The 19,673-nt window shown below is 63.0% G+C and carries 21 protein-coding genes; 6 read left to right on the top strand and 15 right to left on the bottom strand.

Going from position 1 to position 19,673, the window contains the following annotated elements; genetic code table 11:
• Window positions 1-72: 72 nt before the first annotated feature.
• Window positions 73-696, top strand: a complete 624-nt coding sequence (locus HU748_RS13410) for an energy transducer TonB (protein WP_186668636.1) — start codon at window positions 73-75, stop codon at window positions 694-696.
• 1 nt (window position 697) lies between these two features.
• On the opposite strand, the gene HU748_RS13405 is transcribed toward HU748_RS13410, so the two are convergent.
• The 7 genes from HU748_RS13405 to ppc form a co-directional block, all read right to left on the bottom strand.
• Complete coding sequence (locus tag HU748_RS13405; RefSeq protein WP_186720683.1) at window positions 698-1,387, bottom strand: extensin family protein; 690 nt, start codon at window positions 1,385-1,387, stop codon at window positions 698-700.
• A 6-nt stretch (window positions 1,388-1,393) separates the two neighbouring features.
• The gene (locus HU748_RS13400) at window positions 1,394-2,224 is read right to left on the bottom strand and encodes an isocitrate lyase/phosphoenolpyruvate mutase family protein (RefSeq protein ID WP_186668640.1); all 831 of its coding nucleotides are present in this window, start codon (window positions 2,222-2,224) and stop codon (window positions 1,394-1,396) included.
• Window positions 2,225-2,251: 27 nt separating this feature from the next.
• Window positions 2,252-3,121: a DUF72 domain-containing protein gene (locus HU748_RS13395; protein WP_186668642.1), complete on the bottom strand. Its 870-nt coding sequence runs from the start codon at window positions 3,119-3,121 to the stop codon at window positions 2,252-2,254.
• 3 nt (window positions 3,122-3,124) lie between these two features.
• Entirely contained in the window at window positions 3,125-3,421 is a 297-nt protein-coding gene (locus HU748_RS13390) for a hypothetical protein (protein ID WP_186668644.1), read from the bottom strand.
• A 131-nt stretch (window positions 3,422-3,552) separates the two neighbouring features.
• The gene (gene tsaB / locus HU748_RS13385; RefSeq protein ID WP_186710648.1) at window positions 3,553-4,221 is read right to left on the bottom strand and encodes a tRNA (adenosine(37)-N6)-threonylcarbamoyltransferase complex dimerization subunit type 1 TsaB; all 669 of its coding nucleotides are present in this window, start codon (window positions 4,219-4,221) and stop codon (window positions 3,553-3,555) included.
• A gap of 87 nt (window positions 4,222-4,308) precedes the next feature.
• On the bottom strand, window positions 4,309-4,959 hold the full coding sequence (gene adk, locus HU748_RS13380) for an adenylate kinase (RefSeq protein ID WP_153773975.1): 651 nt from the start codon (window positions 4,957-4,959) through the stop codon (window positions 4,309-4,311).
• 258 nt (window positions 4,960-5,217) lie between these two features.
• The gene (gene ppc / locus HU748_RS13375; RefSeq protein ID WP_186720682.1) at window positions 5,218-7,845 is read right to left on the bottom strand and encodes a phosphoenolpyruvate carboxylase; all 2,628 of its coding nucleotides are present in this window, start codon (window positions 7,843-7,845) and stop codon (window positions 5,218-5,220) included.
• A 157-nt stretch (window positions 7,846-8,002) separates the two neighbouring features.
• Between ppc and HU748_RS13370 the strand changes: the two genes are divergently transcribed.
• The 3 genes from HU748_RS13370 (at window position 8,003) to HU748_RS13360 (ending at window position 9,838) form a co-directional block, all read left to right on the top strand.
• On the top strand, window positions 8,003-8,347 hold the full coding sequence (locus HU748_RS13370; protein ID WP_186710644.1) for a pilin assembly protein: 345 nt from the start codon (window positions 8,003-8,005) through the stop codon (window positions 8,345-8,347).
• Window positions 8,348-8,591: 244 nt separating this feature from the next.
• Window positions 8,592-9,005 carry a DUF4398 domain-containing protein gene (locus HU748_RS13365; protein WP_054895063.1) on the top strand — a complete coding sequence of 138 codons (414 nt, stop codon included), beginning with the start codon at window positions 8,592-8,594 and terminating at the stop codon, window positions 9,003-9,005.
• 50 nt (window positions 9,006-9,055) lie between these two features.
• The gene (locus tag HU748_RS13360; protein WP_186668660.1) at window positions 9,056-9,838 is read left to right on the top strand and encodes an OmpA family protein; all 783 of its coding nucleotides are present in this window, start codon (window positions 9,056-9,058) and stop codon (window positions 9,836-9,838) included.
• A gap of 66 nt (window positions 9,839-9,904) precedes the next feature.
• On the opposite strand, the gene HU748_RS13355 is transcribed toward HU748_RS13360, so the two are convergent.
• From HU748_RS13355 to prfB, 7 genes are all read right to left on the bottom strand, one after another.
• Complete coding sequence (locus HU748_RS13355) at window positions 9,905-10,231, bottom strand: hypothetical protein (RefSeq protein WP_063543336.1); 327 nt, start codon at window positions 10,229-10,231, stop codon at window positions 9,905-9,907.
• Window positions 10,228-11,151 (bottom strand): alpha/beta hydrolase, encoded by a 924-nt coding sequence (locus HU748_RS13350; protein WP_186720681.1) that lies wholly within the window; start codon window positions 11,149-11,151, stop codon window positions 10,228-10,230. Before HU748_RS13350 ends, HU748_RS13355 begins: the two co-directional genes overlap by 4 nt.
• A complete protein-coding gene (locus HU748_RS13345; RefSeq protein WP_186668664.1) occupies window positions 11,123-12,400 on the bottom strand; it encodes a flavohemoglobin expression-modulating QEGLA motif protein in 1,278 nt (425 codons plus the stop codon). Before HU748_RS13345 ends, HU748_RS13350 begins: the two co-directional genes overlap by 29 nt.
• Window positions 12,401-12,462: 62 nt before the next feature.
• Window positions 12,463-13,011: a hypothetical protein gene (locus HU748_RS13340; RefSeq protein WP_186668666.1), complete on the bottom strand. Its 549-nt coding sequence runs from the start codon at window positions 13,009-13,011 to the stop codon at window positions 12,463-12,465.
• A gap of 30 nt (window positions 13,012-13,041) precedes the next feature.
• Window positions 13,042-13,794, bottom strand: a complete 753-nt coding sequence (locus tag HU748_RS13335) for a TetR family transcriptional regulator (protein ID WP_186710640.1) — start codon at window positions 13,792-13,794, stop codon at window positions 13,042-13,044.
• 84 nt (window positions 13,795-13,878) lie between these two features.
• The gene (gene lysS / locus HU748_RS13330; RefSeq protein WP_054895070.1) at window positions 13,879-15,381 is read right to left on the bottom strand and encodes a lysine--tRNA ligase; all 1,503 of its coding nucleotides are present in this window, start codon (window positions 15,379-15,381) and stop codon (window positions 13,879-13,881) included.
• A gap of 93 nt (window positions 15,382-15,474) precedes the next feature.
• Window positions 15,475-16,570, bottom strand: a protein-coding gene (gene prfB / locus HU748_RS13325; protein WP_186711318.1) for a peptide chain release factor 2 whose coding sequence is annotated in 2 segments (ribosomal slippage) — window positions 15,475-16,497 and window positions 16,499-16,570 — 1,095 coding nt in all. Because the reading frame shifts where the segments join, the coding sequence is not laid out codon by codon here.
• 270 nt (window positions 16,571-16,840) lie between these two features.
• Here prfB and HU748_RS13320 point away from each other — a divergent pair.
• Complete coding sequence (locus tag HU748_RS13320; protein ID WP_186711317.1) at window positions 16,841-17,215, top strand: hypothetical protein; 375 nt, start codon at window positions 16,841-16,843, stop codon at window positions 17,213-17,215.
• A 194-nt stretch (window positions 17,216-17,409) separates the two neighbouring features.
• A complete protein-coding gene (locus HU748_RS13315) occupies window positions 17,410-18,609 on the top strand; it encodes a hypothetical protein (protein ID WP_186720680.1) in 1,200 nt (399 codons plus the stop codon).
• A 38-nt stretch (window positions 18,610-18,647) separates the two neighbouring features.
• Here HU748_RS13315 and HU748_RS13310 read toward each other — a convergent pair whose 3' ends face one another.
• Window positions 18,648-19,652 (bottom strand): PleD family two-component system response regulator, encoded by a 1,005-nt coding sequence (locus tag HU748_RS13310; protein ID WP_186668676.1) that lies wholly within the window; start codon window positions 19,650-19,652, stop codon window positions 18,648-18,650.
• Window positions 19,653-19,673: the final 21 nt, after the last annotated feature.

Raw genomic sequence — 19,673 nt, 5'->3', positions numbered from 1 at the left:
TAATGAAACCCCGGCCACGGCCGATAAAAGCTCTGTCCGTTATTCTGCCAGAGCACAACGCGCGCGACTGCCATGTCAGATACTCTTCCCATCGGTTTGACCTACCTGTCGCCAGTCGGCAACTACGGTCGCCAGAATACCCAGGCACTGGGCGGCGTCAGCCACCTGTGGCAGGACTTCTTCGCCCGCGCGATGGCCGAGCAGTCCGCAGAAGAGCAGGACAGCTTCAGCCAGGCCTTGACCCGCCAGTACGACAAGGACAGCGGCGAGCCACTGGGCGGCGCCAAGGCGCTGGCATTGATCGAGATTCAGCGCGCGCTGCCGGTTCAGGATACCGAGGTGCGTCCGCCCGAGCCGCTGTTCCTGCCCAAGGCAGAACTGGAAGCCAACCTGCTGGAGCCGGCGCCCGAACCCTTCAGCGCCAGCGAACTGATCGAGCAGCAGCGCCAGCTCGACCTCAATGGCAGCTGGCTGCGCCCGCTGGTGATGAATCAGGGCCATCCCTCGCCCGAGCCGGGCCCGGCGCCTTCGCCGCGTCCGCTGCACCTGCCGATCGCCGAACTGGAGAAGTACCTGCTCGAACCGGCTCCGGAACCCTTCGACGACGCGACCCTCGCCAAACAGCAAAACGACCTGGAATTCGATACCCACTGGGCCCGCCCTGTGGTGCTGAACAACGTGCGCGTACACGCCTGAGTCAGCGGCAGACCTGCCAAAGCCCCGCGTCCAGATGAAAGTGATTCGCGTGGGCAGCGTTGTAGTCAGGCCCCAGCACCGTACTGAAGCTCTCGCAGGCCGCATCGCGCACTTCGCGCAGGAATTGCGCCTTCGCTCCCCCCGCCTGCCAGTCTCGCGCCAGTACGATGCGCTGGCCATCCTTCAAGCGAAAGCCACTGATGTCCAGGGCATTGGCCGTGGCGTGCTGGCTGAGCCGCCCCTGCTCGCGATGATAGATATTGCGACAGGCAAAGCTGCCCAGGTGATCCACCTGTGCCACCGACTGGCCGAACACACGCTGCGCCGCAGGCTGCAAGCCGTGGGTCTCGAACAGCGCATAGGCCACCGCCAGCGGACAACTGGCGAGAAAGCTGCTGCTCAGGCGCGCCTCGCCACCTTCGATACGCCACACATTGCGTAACGGGCAACGCGCCGTTTCCGGGCTGTCGGCCTGTTCTCGATAACGCAGCGCAGACGTTTGCAGCGCTTGTCGACACAAAGCCGGGTCGTCACGCAGACGTGACAGCTTGTAGGCCGTCAGCAGGTTCGGCGGCTGACGCACATCGAGCGCCGCCCAGGGATTCCAAGCCGCCGGTGGACGCCAGCCCAGATACCAGGCAAGCGCGCCTGCGGCCATCAGCCCGCCCAGCACCGTCGCCAGCACGCGCATGGCCTGTCAGCGTCGGAACAGGTCGTTGAGCTGGGCGAACGGCATCGCCTGTTCGCCATAGCTGAAGGTGCCCTGATCCCGAATCTCCAGCGCCGCACGCTGGAACGCGCCCAGTGCCGCACGCGCCAGCGACGAGCCGACGCTGATCCGGCGCACGCCCAGGTCCTGCAACTGATTCACGCACAGCGGCACACCCGCCATGCCCAGCAGCACATTGACCGGTTTGGGCGCCACCGCCTGCACCACTGCACGAATCTCGTCGACACTGCGCAGGCCTGGGGCGTAGAGCACATCGGCGCCCGCCTCGGCGAACGCCTGCAGGCGTTTGATGGTGTCATCCAGGTCCAGGCGCCCGTGCAGGAGGTTTTCCGCACGGGCGCACAGGGTGAAAGGAAATGGCAGGCTGCGGGCCGCCTGAACTGCGGCGCGGACACGCTCGACGGCCAGGCCAAGATCGTGGATGGGGGCGTCGCTGCGACCGGTGGCGTCCTCGATCGAGCCGCCCACCAACCCAGCCTCGGCCGCGCGCAGGATGGTCTGCGCGCAGTCTTCGGGCAGGTCGCCGAAACCGTTCTCCAAGTCTGCGGCCACCGGCAGGGGTGTGGCATCGACGATGGCCTGGGCATTGGCCAGGGTATCGTCGAGGCTCAGTGCACCCTCGGCGTCAGGTCGGCCCAGACTGAAGGCCAATCCTGCGCTTGTGGTGGCCAGAGCTTCGAAGCCCAGCGCCGCCAGCAGCTTGGCGGACCCGGCATCCCACGGGTTGGGAATGACGAAGGCGCCATCACGCTCGTGCAACTTCTTGAAGGCTTCGGCTCGCAGGGTTTGCACATCCATGATCAGGTCTCCGGCAGGGTCTGGGGATCAGAGTAGTCCCAGCTGTTCGACCTCAGGTGCACGCGGCAATTCCGGCAAGGCCGCCAGGCCCGGCAACCGCACCATGAGGCGTTGGTGAAAATGCTGGGCCAGCGCAGCAGCCAGGCGGTTGTCGGAGGTATGCAGGAAAATGTACGGGCAACGCCCCTCTTCGATCCAGCCAGCAATCTTGTCCACCCAGGGTGTGAGAAAACTTTCGTTGGCGGCCAACTCCGGATGACCGATGAAGCGCACCTGCGGGTGCTGGCTGAAGGCGGCCGGACGCGGTGGCACCTTGGGCTTCTTGGCCTGCGCGTGTAGCACCGCTGGGTCGCGCGACGTGCAACTGAACAGCGCCCGCGGATCCAGGCAGATTCGCTCCACACCGCGCTCATGCAACAGCCGGTTGAGCAGACGCTCCTCATCGCCACGGGCGAAGAAGGCATCGTTGCGCACCTCGACGGCCACCGGCACACCGATCTCGTCGAGGAAGTGACTCAGTTCCGCCAATCGCGCCGGGCCGAACAGCGCCGGTAGCTGCAGCCAATAGGGAGATACTCGCTCGCCCAGCGGCGCCAGCAGGCGGGTGAAGTCCAGCGCGGATTCGAGCTGATCACGCAGGTCGCCAGCATGGCTGACGTCACCGGGAAACTTCGCAGTGAAGCGAAACTGCCGGGGCATGACCTGGGCCCAGCGCTCCACCGTGGCAGGCGCAGGACGGGCGTAGAAGGTGGTGTTGCCCTCGACCGCATTGAACACCTGGCTGTACAGGCCAAGGTACTCAGCAGGGCGAGCGTCGGCGGGATAGAGGTAGTCGCGCCAGGCGTTCTCGCTCCAGGACGGACAACCGAGGTGATAAGGCAGAGGCGATGGATTCATCCATCAAATGTACAGGTCCAACCCCAGCACTTCCATCTCCCAGTCGGTGAAACCCGCGGTGCTGAGGTAGCTGGCCAACGCGGTGGCGGTGCGTCTGTCGCGGGCGCGGGGGAACACCATGTCCTGCTGGCGCGCTGGCAGGCCAGCGCTGCGGCGGTTGGCGCGGGCGATCTGCTCGGCTTCGTGGTCTTCGACGTCCTCGATGACCTGCGCATCGTCGATGCTCTCGTCGCGCACCGATGCTTTGCGCGGTGCGCGCTTGACCGGGTAGGACTGTGAGGAGAAACCGTCGATGCGCATGAGGGGTGCACTCGGGAGCAATGATGGCAATCTAGCAGCATCAGGCGTCCATCACCAATGCGCGTGTGATAACTGGACCACAGATCGCGCAAAAGGTTTTATCTCGAACGGCAATAGCCGACGAACTGCACTCAGCGCGCCTTGGGCGTGGCGACATTATCGCGCAGATAGACCGGTTGCGCCTGTTCGGCGACGACCGCCTCGCCCCGCGCCCAGGCATGACCGGCCAGGCTGAGGATATCCAGGGCATGCGGCAGGGCCTGGGCATCGCAGCGCTCGACCTGAACGCCCAGACGCTCGCCATAGCCCCAGCCGGTGCCCGCACCGAACCACTGGCCACCCTCGGGCAGTACGACCCGCTCAGGGGCGATCACCCGCTCCTGGTCGAGCAGGCGCATTTCGCCATCGTGCGCCTGGTAGCAGCCCCAGTACACTTCATCCATGCGTGCATCGATGGCCGCGGCCACCTGCTGCACACCATGCTGGCGCAGCGCCCCCTGGGCCAGGGCGGCGAGGTTCGACACCGGCAGCACCGGCCGTTCGAGGGCGAATGCCAGCCCCTGGACCACACCGATGGCGATGCGCACACCGGTGAAGGCCCCAGGCCCACGGCCAAAGGCGATGGCATCCACTGCGCTCAGGGCGACACCGGAGTCGGCGAGCAACTGCTTGATCATCGGCAGCAGCTTCTGCGCGTGCTGGCGCGGGATCACCTCGTAATGGCTGGTCACCTTGCCGTCATGCAGCAGGGCGACGGAACAGGCTTCGGTGGCGGTATCCAGGGCCAGCAGGGTGGTCATCGAACGTGTATCCAGGCGAAAGGGAAAAGAGCGGCAGTATAAACGACAACGGCCCGCAAGCGGGCCGTTGTAAAACGCAGAGGGCGATCAGCTCAGGGCTGCCAGCACCTTGGCGGTGATCGACTCGACCGAGCCGACGCCTTCGATGTGGGCGTACTTGGGCTTGCCGGCGTTGGCGGCCGACAGCTTCTGGTAGAAGTCCACCAGCGGCTTGGTCTGGCTGTGGTAGACCGACAGGCGGTGACGCACGGTTTCTTCCTTGTCGTCGTCGCGCTGGATCAGGTCTTCGCCGGTGACATCGTCCTTGCCTGCCACTTTCGGCGGGTTGTACTGGATGTGGTAGGTGCGGCCCGAGGCCAGGTGCACGCGGCGACCGGCCATGCGACCGACGATCTCTTCGTCGTCCACGGCGATTTCGACCACGGCATCAATGTCGACACCGGCAGCGACCATGGCTTCGGCCTGCGGGATGGTGCGTGGGAAACCGTCGAACAGGCAGCCCTTGGCGCAGTCTGGCTGAGCGATGCGCTCCTTCACCAGGCTGATGATCAGATCGTCGGAAACCAGCTGGCCGGCGTCCATGACTTTCTTCAGTTCCAGCCCGAGCGGGGTGCCGGCCTTGACAGCGGCACGCAGCATGTCGCCGGTGGAGATCTGTGGAATACCGAACTTCTCGGTGATGAACTTTGCCTGAGTACCTTTACCGGCCCCGGGAGCTCCCAGCAGAATTACGCGCATCTTGTGCTCCTCATATTTTTTATTGCAAATCAATGGATTCGGCGTTCAGGGCCAAGTCCGGAAAATCGGATCAGACCGGAAAATCGGTCAAAAGGCTGCTCAAGATACACAGCGCCCGGCAGCCAGACAAGCGTTCCAAAATTGCACGAACGCCCATCTGGCGCCCTTCTGCCGAGCAGGTTGCACCCATCGCAACCTACCCCGATGCATCCCCCGGCTGCACCACCGCACAACCCGGTGCGGCGCTGCCCGACGGCCTCAGCCGGTGTTGCGTAAACCGGCGGCAATACCGGCCACGGTCACCAGCAGGGCCTGCTCCAGCGGGCTGTCCAGAGCGGCTTCGCGCACCCGCGAACGCGCCAGCAGTTCCGCCTGCAGGCGGTGCAGCGGGTCCAGATAGGTGTTGCGCAGGCTGATGAATTCCAGGGTCTCCGGGCTGTGCGCCAGTAGCACCGGCTGGCCGGTCAGGCCCAACACCACCTGGCACGACTGCGACAATAGGTCGCGCAGATGTGCCCCCAAAGGCAGCAGCGCCGGTTGCACTAGACGTTCGTCGTAGGCCTTGGCAATTTCCGCATCGGCCTTGGCCAGCACCATCTCCAGCATGTCGATGCGAGTGCGGAAGAACGGCCATTGCTCACGCATCTGCCCCAGCAGCTCACCCTGGCCACGCGCCAGGGCATTGCCCAGCGCGGTTTCCCATCCCAGCCAGGCAGGGAGCATCAGGCGCGTCTGGGTCCAGCCGAAGATCCACGGGATGGCCCGCAGGCTTTCGATGCCGCCCGCCCGGCGCTTGGCTGGCCGACTGCCCAACGGCAGGCGCCCAAGTTCCTGCTCCGGGGTGGACTGACGGAAGTACTCGACGAAATCAGGGTTCTCGCGAACCACCGCGCGATAAGCCTTCACCCCATCGGCGGCGAGCTGGTCCATCAGTTCGCGCCAGGCAGGCTCGGGCGGTGGCGGCGGCAGCAAGGTTGCCTCGAGCACCGCCGCCAGATAGAGATTGAGGTTCTGTTCGGCGATCCCCGGCAGGCCGAACTTGAAGCGGATCATCTCGCCCTGTTCGGTCGTGCGGAAACGCCCCGCCACCGACCCTGGCGGCTGGGAAAGGATCGCCGCATGGGCCGGGCCACCGCCACGGCCGACGGTGCCACCGCGGCCGTGGAACAGCAGCAGCTCGACCTGGTGTTCACGGCAGATGCGTACCAGGTTTTCCTGCGCCCGGTACTGCGCCCAGGCTGCCGCCGTGGTACCGGCATCCTTGGCCGAGTCCGAGTAACCGATCATCACTTCCTGCGGCCCGTGCAGCCCGGAGCGATAGCCGGGCAAACCGAGCAGGCGCGCCATCACCGGGCCCGCGTTGTCCAGGTCAGCAAGGGTCTCGAACAGCGGCACCACGCGCATCGGCCGAGTCAGCCCGGCCTCCTTGAGCAGCAATTGCACCGCCAGCACATCGGAGGCGGCGCCCGCCATGGAGATGACATAGGAGCCCAGAGAAGCCGCGGGCGCCGCCGCGATCTCGCGACAGGTGGCGAGCACCTCGGCGGTCTCGGCCTGGGGCTGGAAGTGGGCGGGCAGCAGCGGCCGGCGGTTTTTCAGCTCGGCCTGGAGGAAGGCGATACGTTGTTCTTCATCCCACTCGGCATAACGCCCGAGCCCCAGGTACTCGGTGATCTCCGACAGCGCGTCGCGGTGCCGGGCCGCATCCTGGCGCACGTCCAGGCGCACCAGGAACAGGCCGAAGGTCACCGCCCGGCGCAGGCAGTCGAGCAACGGACCATCGGCGATCACCCCCATGCCACAGGCATGCAGGGACTGATAGCACAGCTGCAAGGGCTCGATCAGTTGGCGATTGTCGACAAGCACTTCGGCACTTGCAGGCTGCGGGCCGGCCAATGCGGCATGGGCCCAGGCCCGGGTGGCACGCAGACGATCACGCAGTTGCTTGAGGAAGGCGCGGTAGGGCTCGGCGCTGTCACCCACCTTGGCGCGCAGGGCGTCGCTGGCCTGTTGCATGGACAGTTCGGCGGCGAGGTAGTCGATATCGCGCAGGAACAGGTCGGCCGCCATCCAGCGTGCCAACAACAGCACCTCGCGGGTGACCGAGGCGGTGACGTTGGGGTTGCCATCGCGGTCGCCGCCCATCCACGAGGCGAAACGCACTGGCGCCGCCTCCAGCGGCAGGTGCAGGCCCGTGGCCTCGAACAACGCCTTGTCGACCTTGCGCAAGTGGCTGGGAATCGCCTGCCACAGCGAATGCTCGATAACCGCAAAGCCCCATTTGGCCTCATCGACCGGCGTTGGACGGGTGCGGCGAATCTCCTCGGTGTGCCAGGCTTCGGCGATCAACCGACGCAGGCGTTCGCGCACCTGCTGGCGTTCGGCCGGCGTGAGGTCGCGATGGTCCTGGGCGGCAAGCTGCGCGGCGATGGCGTCGTACTTCTGGATCAGCGTACGCCGCGCCACCTCGGTGGGGTGGGCGGTGAGTACCAGCTGGATGTCCAGCTTGGCCAGTTGCCGGGCCAAGGCATCGTCGGCGTGCCCGGCCTGCTTGAGCCGCGCCAGCAACTCGGGCAATGCGCGGTCCTCGAATGGTGCCGGCTGGTCGGCGCCACGGCGATGGATCAACTGGTACTGCTCGGCAATGTTGGCCAGGTTGAGGAACTGGTTGAAGGCTCGGGCGACCGGCAACAGGTCATCGTCTGCAAGATCGCCAAGCGTGGAGCTCAACTGCTCGGCCGCGCCACGGCGATCGGCCTTCGCGCTGTGACGAATATCCTCGATCTTCTGCAGGAATGCCTCGCCATGCTGCTGGCGGATGGTCTCGCCCAGCAGTTCACCCAACAGATGGACATCCTCACGCAAGCGCACATCGATATCGGTCATTGGCTCTCCTTATCGCGCGGTCCACCCGCGCTGCCGCCCAGGTCATTGCTCCAAGAGTGCCCACAGGCGCCCCCGCAAGGCAAGCCGGGATCGGCCAATGCAACTAAAGTGAAGAGACGGCCCTCACAGCTCATGTCACGGTTCTACAGAGGTCATCATGAAAATCCGCGAGCTCGCACAACACTGGGAACAGAACGCCGCTGGCACCCTCAGCCCCACCGGGCACCACCTGCACCTTGACCTGGAATCCGAGGCGCGCCTGGCCGCGTTGGTCGAGATGTACCCCAAGCGCACCACCGAAGAACTGCTCGGCGAGCTGGTCGCCGCCGCGCTCGAAGAACTCGAAGCCAGCTTCCCCTACGTGAAGGGCCAGCAGGTGATCGCCACCGATGAAGAAGGTGATCCGCTGTATGAAGATATCGGCCCCACGCCACGCTTCCTAAGCCTGTCGCGGCGGCATCTGCAGGACCTGAGCCAGCCACTCCCCAAGCGCGACGCCTGAGCCGGAAGGCCAACGAATACTGCCCCGCGCGGCAATAGTTCCGTAGGAAAAGTACTGACCGACCAGTCAGAAATAATTACGAAGCCTACGCAACTTTTTCTGAACTATTCTGAAAACGCTCAAGTCGGAGCCAATAGCCATCACGCAAAAACCCTGCACGCATGGTGTTTGGCCTTGGACTCGAGCACATGTGTATGTCAGGGAGCGATGGACTGCTACGGACATCGTTATCAGGAGTGATCCAATGGAGTTGACCACCATGAAGACCCGCACCGAAAAATTCCCGTCCAACTCTCTGCGCGGGCTCAAGCTGGCCGCGCTGGCGCTTGGCAGCAGCCTGGTACTGGCTGGCTGTGCTGGCAACCCGCCGACCGAGCAGTACGCGGTGACCCAGTCTGCCGTGAACTCTGCCGTCAGCGCAGGCGGCACCGAGTTTGCCGCCGTGGAGATGAAAGCGGCGCAAGACAAGTTCAAGCAGGCGGAAATCGCCATGCATGACAAGAAGTACGACGAAGCCAAGCGACTGGCCGAACAGGCCGAATGGGACGCCCGCGTCGCCGAGCGCAAGGCACAGGCAGCCAAGGCCCAGAAAGCCGTGCAGGATGCCCGCCAAGGCGTTCAGGACGTACGTGAGGAAGGCCTGCGCAGCGCCCAGTGAGGCCTGCCCGGTATTCCCCTGCCTTCGTTATCGATCAAAGGATGAACACTATGCGCAATTACGTAATGATCCCTGCCCTGTTGGCCCTGAGCGTCGGTCTGGCTGCGTGCTCGCACGACCCGAACGCCAACCTCGAATCGGCCCGCACCAACTTCTCGGCGCTGCAGAGCGATCCGCAGTCGAGCAAGCTGGCAGCCCTCGAGACCAAGGACGCCCAGGACTGGCTGAACAAGGCCGACAAGGCCTACATGGATCGCGAAGATGAGAAGAAGGTCGATCAACTGGCCTACCTGACCAACCAGCGTGTCGAAGTCGCCAAGCAGACCATCGCCCTGCGCACCGCAGAAGCCGATATCAAAAACGCTGCGGCGCAACGCGCCCAGGCCAAGCTGGAGGCCCGCGACGCGCAGATCAAGAAACTGCAGGACAGCCTCAACGCCAAGCAGACCGACCGCGGTACGCTGGTGACCTTCGGCGATGTGCTGTTCGACTTCAACAAGGCCGACCTCAAGAGCAGCGCCCTGCCGAACATCACCACCCTGGCCAACTTCCTTCAGGAAAACCCTGAGCGCAAGGTGATTGTCGAGGGCTACACCGACAGCGTCGGTTCGGCGAACTACAACCAAGGCCTGTCGGAGCGTCGCGCCGAAAGCGTACGCCGTGCGCTGGTGCGTGCCGGCATCGACCCATCCCGCGTAGTCGCCCAGGGTTATGGCAAGGAGTATCCGGTCGCGGACAACTCCAGCGCCTCGGGCCGTGCGCAGAACCGTCGTGTGGAGGTGACCATCTCCAACGATAACCAACCGGTCCAGCCACGTGCTGCGATTCGCTGATACGCGCTGTGAGCGATATGAAAAACCCGCCTTGATGGCGGGTTTTTCATGTGCGCAAGATCAGATTCACTGTACCTGCTGCGGCGTGTCCTGGCCCATGCAGCGGATCGCCCGCTTGCGGTTATCGACCAGCACGCCCGTCAGGCCCTTCTGCTGAGTGTCGAACAACACCAGCACACCCTCGACGCACTGTGCCACCTGCGGCGATGGATCGAGGGAAACCCGGTAGTCCTCACCCGGAATCGTCTTGAGCATGGTGTAGTCCTGCAGCAGCAGGGCATCCTCGGGCTTGGCGAAATGCAGGTAGCCGTAGTACCACAAGGCACCCACCGTCACGATGATGCTGCCGACACCGGTCAGGATCAGCGGGATGGCGTTGCGTTCTTCACTCATTGCGCATTCTTCTCGTCAGGGTAGTTCGGGACCTCCGCCAATCGGCGCAGGCCGTTGAAGTGGCTGGGGTCGTCGAGGAAGCGCAGCATCACCTGACGCCAGGTCGGGTCGGCGAAGGTCTGCACATGGTCGCCACGGGTCAACTGCAACACGCGCGGCGGCGGGGCATGCTGGTACAGGCGGATACCGTTGGCCATGGGCACCAGGTTGTCATCGATGCTGTGGAAGAACAGCTTGGGCGGGCTGTCCAGGCGTTCGATGGAGTGGATCGCGCTGTCAGCGTCGGGCACCAGCCACGACAGCGGCACCTGAAGCGGCCAGGTCATCCACGACGTACTCAGGGCGAAGCGCCCGACGTCGCGGTAACTCGCCGGCACCCCATCGAAGACCAGCGCACTGAAACGCTGGCGCTGCTCGGGATGGCCGGCCAGGTAATGGATGGCCATCGCACCGCCCAGGCTCTGGCCCAGCAGCACCAGCGGCTTGCCCTGCACTTCGGGCGCCTTGCCCAACCAGCCCAGCGCAGCATCGATATCCTGGTACACCGCCGGCAGCGTCGGCGTGCCCTGGGACAAACCATAGCCACGGTAGTCGATCATCAGCACCTGATAACCCTGCTCGGGCAGCCAGTAACTGCCGCCCAGGTGCCAGGCCAGGTTGCCACCATTACCGTGCAGATGCAGCACCGTGCCCTTGACCTCGACGCCCGCCTTGGCCGGCAGCCACCAACCATGCAGGCGGGTGCCATCCTCGGTGGTCAGCGTGACATCGCGGTACTGCAGGTGCGCGCGCTCGGGGGTGAACGGCTGGCCCGGCTCTGGATAGAACAGCAGGCTGCTGCAACCGGCCAGGCAAGACAACCCGAGCCCGAGCAACAGGGTGCGGCAGCGCTCAGAGAATGTTCGCGTAGTCGGCTTCAATGCGATCCAGGCTCAGGTGATTGAGGAAGTTGGAGAAACACATCCAGGCCGACAGCGCGTTGAGGTCACGGAACTGTTCGGGCAAGTACTTCGGCGGCGCCACCAGGCCCTCCTCGACCAGTTGGCGCAAGGTGCGCATGTCTTCCAGCGTGGTCTTGCCGCAGAACAGCAGCGGAATCTGCTCCAGCTTGCCTTTCCTCACGGCCAACTGAATGTAGTTGTAAACCATGATGAAACCCTTGAGGTAGGACAAGTCCTTGGTGAACGGCAGACCATTGGGCACCGAGCCGCGGAATACTCGGCTGGCATTGCCATAGCTTTCGGCCATTTCGAAACCCTGGCCCCGGAAGAACTCGTATACCTGCAGGAAGTCCGCGCCCTGCTCCACCATGTGAATGGCGCGGGTGCGGTTGGTCAGCTTGCGCAAGCGGCTGGGATAGGAGGCGAAGGCGATCACCTCCATGAGGATGGCCAGGCCCTCCTGGGTCACGGTCGACGAGGGCGGGCCCTTGGCCAGGAAGGTGCAGATCGGCTGGTTGAGGCCATTGAGCGTGGTGCCCACATGCACCAGCCCTTCGTGAACCTCCAGCGCGCGGACGTCGCGGCTGTTGAACATGGCGTCGGCACGCACCTTGATGTAGTCGGCACCGGCCGCCGCATCGGCGACGATGCCATCGGACTCGAACACGCGGATGGTTTCTTCCGCCTCGCCGAAGACCTTGTTCAGGCGGCGCTGGAGGATCTCCACCGCTTCCTTGGCAGTAAGGTTTTTCGGCTCGTCCTTCAGATCGCCACGCCCATCGATGTTGTTCAGGTAGTCCGAGAGCATCAGCCCCAGGTCGGCCAGGGTCGGGTCACCGGCGTGGAAGGCGTCGGAGGCGGCGCCATACAGCTCCTGGGAGATCAGCCCGAAATCCTCGGTGCCGCGCGCCTCGAGCATGCGCACCACCATGCGGTACTCGCGGCACATGCGCTTCATGATCTGCCCGACCGGGTTGAACTGGCCGAGCTGGCGGATGATGTCGCGCTCGATGGCCTGGAACTCGGCCTTCACCGCGCTGGAGTCGAACGACAGAGGGCGGCTGTGGTAATACGCATGGTCTACCGCTGGCGGCTCCTTGCCCTTGGCCTTGAGAAAACCCTGGCGAATGCCGTCGTCCCATTTCACCGCGTCCAGCACCCGGATCGGGGTCTGGGCCGCGACGATACGGTCGGACAATGTGCGGATGGTTTGCTGGTATTCGTCCAACGGAGACTCCTTGCAAGGGCCTATTCGCGGGCAAGCCCGCTCCTACAGGTAAGCGGTATCCGCTATTTGCCGGCCCGCTGGAACCGCGCCACCTCGACGAACAGGTCGGAGTTGGCGGGGTCGTCCAGATAGGCCAGCACCCGCTCGGCGGGGCTGTCGATCAGTACGCCCGGGCCATTGTCTTCGGGCACCTCGGTACTGCGACCGCTCAATTCCTTGTTGTCCACGGCCTGTTGGACTTGCTCGACATCAAGGTTGTAGAGCACCAACTGCTTGCCATCGACGACTTCGAAACCGCCAATCAGGAACTTGCCGCCCAGGCGCTTGGGCACGCCTGCCGACAGGTACCAGCGATTGCCATGGCGCGAAACGCTGAAGGTGTAATCCTCGGGCGCCTTGCCCTGGGCGCGGGCCACGGCCTTGTAGGTGTTGCCGCCGACGCGGCTGATGGTCAGCTTCAGTGGCTGGCCCCAGGCGTCCTTGCTGCTCCATTGGCCCAGCAAGGCCTTGGGGGCTGGTTCGTTACTGGCCAGCGGTTCGTCGAAGGTCACCAGACACCCGCCCAGCAGCAGGAACGACAAGGTCAACAACAGCACACGCCAGGCTTTCATCAGGTTCTCCTTGAAAAGGTCGGCTGCGCCTTAGACCGCGGCCAGCACCAGGTGCAGGTAACGGGTAAGGATAGCGAGCATCTGCCCATCGGCCTGGGCATTCGCTTCTTTGAGCAGCCCTTGATATTCCATCTGCTCGATGATGGCCGTCAACACCAGGGCGTCCTGCTCGGGCTGGCGCGAGCCGACCACCTGAAGCATCTGCCGCGCGCCATGCAACAGGATCTGCTCGTGGGCCCGCACCAGCTCGGCCAGGCGCGGGCACAGCAGCGCCTCCTGGCGGAAGGCCTGTTCGGCCATGAGGAAGTCGCGCCGGTTGCACAGCTGGCGGGTGACGTAGTCGGCGGTCATGCGCGCCACTTCGTCGGCAAGACGTGCACGGGACTGCGGGCTGCCGTCGCCCTGGGCCAGCAGCTGGCGCAGCACAACCTCGGTGTTGGCCCACAGCTTGGCCATGTAGGCGGCGCTGCGCTCGACGTACTGGGCGAAGGTATCGGTGAGCAGGTCTTCGATATCCTTGAAGTAATAGGTGGTGGCCGACAGCGGCACCTCGGCCTCTGCCGCCACTGCACGGTGGCGCACACCGCGCACACCGTCGCGCACGACGATGCGCATGGCGGCGTCGAGAATCTGCTGGCGGCGTTGCTCGCTGCCCTGGCGACTGGTCTTGCGACCTTGGTACTGCACGCTCTCGGCGACGGCGTTGGCTACGCCGGCGGCGCCTTGCTGGGCGTTTGCGGGGGGCACGGTGGGGACCTCGGTGTCTGTCTGGGGGATGTTCATTGTCTGTCCCGCGATAGGGCCGGTACAGACACTACACAGCCAAGCAAGAAAAAGCCGCCCCTGGAGGCGGCTTTTTCAATTCACTCAAGCCTGCGGACGCATGTGCGGGAACAGGATCACATCGCGAATCGACGGCGAGTTGGTCAACAGCATCACCAGGCGGTCGATACCGATGCCTTCACCGGCGGTCGGCGGCATGCCGTATTCCAGGGCACGCACGAAGTCGGCATCGTAGTGCATGGCTTCGTCGTCACCGGCGTCCTTCTCGGCAACCTGCGCCAGGAAGCGCTCGGCCTGGTCTTCGGCATCGTTGAGCTCGGAGTAGGCGTTGGCGATCTCGCGGCCACCGATGAACAGCTCGAAGCGATCGGTCACGGCCGGATTGTCGTCGTTGCGACGGGCCAGCGGCGACACTTCGAACGGATACTCGGTAATGAAGTGCGGCTGCTCCAGCTTGTGCTCGACCAGCTCTTCGAAAATCATCACCTGCAGCTTGCCCAGACCTTCGTGCCCCAGCACCTTGGCACCGGCTTTCTTGGCGATGGCGCGGGCCTTGTCGACGTCCTGCAGGTCGGCGGCAGTCAGCTCGGGGTTGTACTTGAGGATCGAATCGAACACCGACAGGCGCGCGAACGGTTCGCCGAAGTGGAATACCTTGTCGCCGTATGGCACGTCGGTAGTCCCCAGGACCAACTGCGCCAGCTCGCGGAACAGCTCCTCGGTGAGGTCCATGTTGTCGCGGTAGTCGGCGTAGGCCTGGTAGAACTCGAGCATGGTGAACTCGGGGTTGTGCCGGGTCGAAACGCCTTCGTTACGGAAGTTGCGGTTGATCTCGAAGACCTTCTCGAAACCACCGACAACAAGCCGCTTGAGGTACAGCTCCGGCGCGATGCGCAGGAACATGGCCATGTCCAGGGCGTTGTGGTGGGTTTCGAACGGCTTGGCCGCAGCGCCGCCAGGGATGGTCTGCAGCATCGGCGTCTCGACTTCGAGGAAGTCGCGCTCGATCAGGAATTTGCGGATATGCGAGATCACCTGAGAACGCACACGGAAGGTGTGGCGGGTTTCCTCGTTGACCATCAGGTCGACGTAACGCTGGCGATAGCGCTGCTCGGTGTCGGTCAGGCCGTGGTGCTTGTCAGGCAGCGGACGCAGCGACTTGGTCAGCAGGCGCACGTCGGTCATCTCGACGTACAGGTCGCCCTTGCCCGAGCGAGCCAGGGTGCCTTCGGCGCTGATGATGTCGCCCAGGTCCCAGGTCTTGACCGCGGCGAGGGTTTCTTCGGGCAGGGTCTTGCGGTTGACGTAGACCTGGATGCGACCGGTCATGTCCTGGATCACCATGAACGAGCCACGGTTGAGCATGATGCGACCGGCAACCTTGACCGGGATCGCGGCTGCTTCCAGCTCTTCCTTGGTCTTGTCCGCGTACTGTTTCTGCAGGTCGTTGCAGTAGCTGTCGCGACGGAAGTCGTTGGGGAAGGCGTTGCCCTTGGCACGCTCGGCGGCAAGTTTTTCCTTGCGCAGGGCGATCAGGGTGTTTTCTTCCTGTTGCAGGTCTTGCGATTCGGTCTTGAGGTCGCTCATGTCGTCATTGTTTCCATCAGGTATTCGGTGCCCCTGTCGGGCAGGGCACGCGATACGGGCCCATGGCCTCGTATCGCGGCGGTGGTGTGCGGTTTACAGCCCCTGCTTGAGGCTGGCTTCCAGGTACTGGTCGAGGTCGCCGTCGAGGACCTTCTGGCAGTCACTGCGCTCGACACCGGTACGCAGGTCCTTGATACGCGAGTCATCGAGTACATAGGAGCGGATCTGGTGACCCCAGCCGATATCCGACTTGCTGTCTTCCAGCGCCTGCGAGGCGGCGTTGCGCTTCTGCATTTCCAGCTCGTACAACTTGGCCCGCAGCATTTTCATGGCGGTATCCTTGTTGGCGTGCTGGGAGCGTTCGTTCTGGCACGCCACCACGGTATTGGTCGGCACGTGGGTGATACGCACCGCCGAGTCGGTGGTGTTGACGTGCTGACCACCCGCGCCGGAGGAACGGTAGGTGTCGATGCGCAGGTCGGACGGGTTGATCTCGATCTCGACCTTGTCGTCGATCTCGGGCGAGACGAACACCGCCGAGAAAGAAGTGTGGCGACGGGCACCGGAGTCGAACGGGCTCTTGCGCACCAGGCGGTGCACGCCGATTTCGGTACGCAACCAGCCGAAGGCGTACTCGCCCTTGATGTGCACGGTGGCGCCCTTGATACCGGCGACTTCACCTTCGGACAGCTCGATGATGGTGGCGTCGAAACCGCGCTTGTCGGCCCAGCGCAGGTACATGCGCAGCAGGATGTTGGCCCAGTCCTGCGCCTCGGTGCCACCGGAGCCGGCCTGGATGTCCAGGTAGGCGTTGTTCATGTCCATCTCGCCGCTGAACATGCGACGGAACTCGAGCTGGGCAAGGTTTTCTTCCAGGCCTTCCAGTTCGGTCACAACGTCGCCGACGGCAGCTTCGTCACCTTCCTCGACCGCCATGTCGAGCAGGTCCTGGCAGTCGCCCAGGCCGTTGGACAGCTTGTCGAGGGTCTCGACCACTTGCGCCAGCATGGCACGTTCGCGGCCCAGGGCCTGCGCGTACTCCGGCTTGTTCCAGACGTTGGGGTCTTCCAGCTCGCGGTTGACTTCGATCAGACGATCAGCTTTGTGATCGTAGTCAAAGATACCCCCGAATGGACTGGGAACGTTCGGTGAGGTCCTTGATGGTGTTCAGGATCGGTTGGATTTCCATGGCTTCTGGCTACTCGCACGAATTCGGTGAAAAGCCCGCGAGTATAACCCAGTCCGAGCCACGGCGGCAGACCCGTCGGGCGCCGCACTTCGGCAAAAGCGATCAGCACCGAACGCTGGCAGGGGTAACGAGCGAGCGCGGGAACGTCGATTGCAAACCTCTTCGACCTAGTATTTTTGTCAGTAGATAAGTACCACAGCCTATGCACTAATGAGCTTGCAGGCACCACCAACATTTAAGGTCAGGCGCAGTTGCGCAAGGAGACATACAATGAACAGTGTAACTAAACCAGCGAATGAAGAAGATGTATACAACCCCCCTGAGGTTCCGGACTTCAAGGATAACAAGATCTATTTGGATAAGTTGGGAGAAGAACTCAAGGTCACCTTCGAGTATGACGACATTGCGGAAGGCCACACAGTAGGCATGCGCTGGCGTGGGAATGCGACGTACGACCTGCCTCTGCAGAAAGTGAAAGATGAGAAAGTCATGACGTTCGTCATTCCTTATGGTGTGGTCAAAACAGACCTCGGCAACAAATGGACATCAAAACTGACGGCCAGCGTAGGTATTCCTGGGAAGCCGCTCTCGATCAGCAAAACACTCGAAGTCCGGGTTTTTGAATCAGAAGATAAAAAATCTTAATACCCGGAGGGCACAACAAAGTCATTAGCCTGCTCACCCTCAACTTTATTGCGCCCTTCTGATTTCGTGGAGCGCTGGCGTACACGCCAAACTAACGTCAGCGTCACCATGACCGCTTCTATCTCACGAACAAGGAAGTCATGATGATAATGCCAGTAAAGCCATGTACTTACCGCATAGGCCCAAGCGCTCTGTTGTTGGCGCTGCTGGCGATGACCGCTTGCCAGACTCACCAGGCAGAAACACCTGCGGTGGCGGCGATCCAGTCATCGACTCAGGCGGCGACCCAACTGGAACTGTACCGCCCGCGCTTCCCCAACTCCGGTTCCAGCACGGTGGATGTCGATGCCATTGGCGATTCGGTCACCGTCAGCTTTCTCTACAAGCCCATGACGCTGAACGATACGGTGGGCATGCGCTGGAAAGGTCGCAGCGAATGGCTTGCAAAAACTCAGGTCGTCAAGACCCCCAATGTACCGCTGATGTTCCAGATTCCCAGAAGCGAAATCGCCAAGGATATTGGAAGTACCGCCGTGGTCACGGGCAGTGTCGGTGTCGGCGGTAATCCGCTGCTCATCTCGCCGCCGTTCAACGTTCGGGTGACACAAACCGGTACCGACCCCGGTTCAAGAATTGCCGCTAATCTGAATGCTCGTTACAACGCCAGGGAAAATACTTGCCCGGGAAATCTGCCTGCCTACTACTGTAATGGCATCATCATTCGCTCAGTGGACGACGGCCCCTTCAACCCGTGGGACCCGAGCCCATCCGCAATTAAACTGGGTGCCGTGTCCTTCTCTTACTTTCGCGTCGATTCCGTTGTGAGCAATTTCTACCGGGATGCAGGCTTCATCTTCCTTCCGCAAGCCGAGGCTGCCGCAAAAGGCAAGGGGATGGAGTACCTGTGCATCTACGCCTATGATGCAGCGACGGCAGTCGGCGTTCGCTCTGGCAAGGGCTGTGGCCTGAAACCGCGAAGCGTGGCAGCGGCAGACCTCAGCACCTGCGCCAGTGTAAACGTGACAACGGAGGCCACCTGGTATGCGTACTCCAGCAAACTGCCCGACCGAAACTATCAATGCTCACTGAGTACCCAGAATGCCGCACAGTTCGCGATCAGCTACAAGGTACGCAGCAATCCACCGCCGAACATCAAAGCGGCCTGGAATGAGTTGATGGTGAATCTTTGGCCGCAGAACTATGGTGCCCAGCTGCCAATCGAGGCGTTCTTCTACAAGGTCGGCAACAGCGCTTCGCTCAACAATGCTAAGTCATTCCAGACCAAGTTCAAGGCCAACACCGGGATATGGGTACCGGTAGTGGCGCTGAACCTGAAACAGCTCACCCACTCACCGTTCAGCTACAACAAAGCCGATCAGGCCGTTCAGCCTTGAGGGCGGGCAAGTGCAGATTCATTTCATGCAGAACCGCGTCATGCAATGCCAACCTGGTTACGCCCACTATTCTTGGCCAGGTAAAGCCCCTTGTCTGCGGCAGAGATCAACTGCCGACAGTGGCTGCCCACCACCGGTGTCTGGGTGGCCAATCCGATGCTTACCGTCAGGCGCGCATCGGATTGCGGGGCATTGTGCGGAATATTCAGGGCGAGCACAGTCTGACGCAGTTTTTCCGCAATCAGCCGTGCACCACCCGGCGAGGTGTTGGGCAGCACCAGAGCGAACTCCTCGCCGCCATAGCGCGCCGGCAGGTCGCTTGGGCGCGAGCAGGAGCCGCGGATTGCCTCGGCCACCTGGCGCAGCGCTTCGTCACCGGCCAGATGACCGAAGCCATCGTTGTAGGCCTTGAAGTAGTCGACATCGATCATCAGCAGCGACAGCTGCTGCTGCTCGCGCATGGCGCGGCGCCACTCCAGTTCCAGGTATTCGTCGAAATGGCGGCGGTTGGACAGCCCCGTCAGGCCATCGGAGTTCATCAACCGCTGCAGCATCAGGTTGGTGTCGAGCAACTGCTGCTGGCTGACGCGCAGGGCGCGGTAGGCCTCGTCACGCTGTAGCAGGGTGAGGTAGGAGCGCGAGTGATAGCGGATACGCGCCACCAGCTCGATGGTGTCCGGCAGCTTGACCAGGTAGTCGTTGGCCCCGGCGGCGAAGGCCGCACTCTTGACCAGCGGGTCTTCCTTGGTCGACAGGACGATGATCGGGATATCCTGGGTCGCCGGGTTGTTGCGGTACTCGCGCACCAGCGTCAGGCCGTCCAGACCCGGCATGATCAGGTCCTGGAGGATCACCGTCGGCTTGATGCGCATGGCCTGGGCCACTGCCTGGTGTGGATCGGCACAGAAGTGGAAGTCGATGTTCTCCTCGTGGGACAGCCCACGACGCACCGCCTCGCCGATCATCGCCTGGTCGTCGACCAGCAGGACCATCGCGGCGCTTTCGTTGATCGTCGTGAAACCATCGATCGGTAGGTCATTCATCCCTATTCACCAGGTCACTAC

It is taken from the genome of Pseudomonas sp. RW3S2 (assembly GCF_014268955.1).
Classification (GTDB): Bacteria; Pseudomonadota; Gammaproteobacteria; order Pseudomonadales; family Pseudomonadaceae; genus Aquipseudomonas; species Aquipseudomonas wayambapalatensis.
Note: the sequence above shows the minus strand (reverse complement) of the source record. Positions and strands in the feature narration are given on the sequence as shown.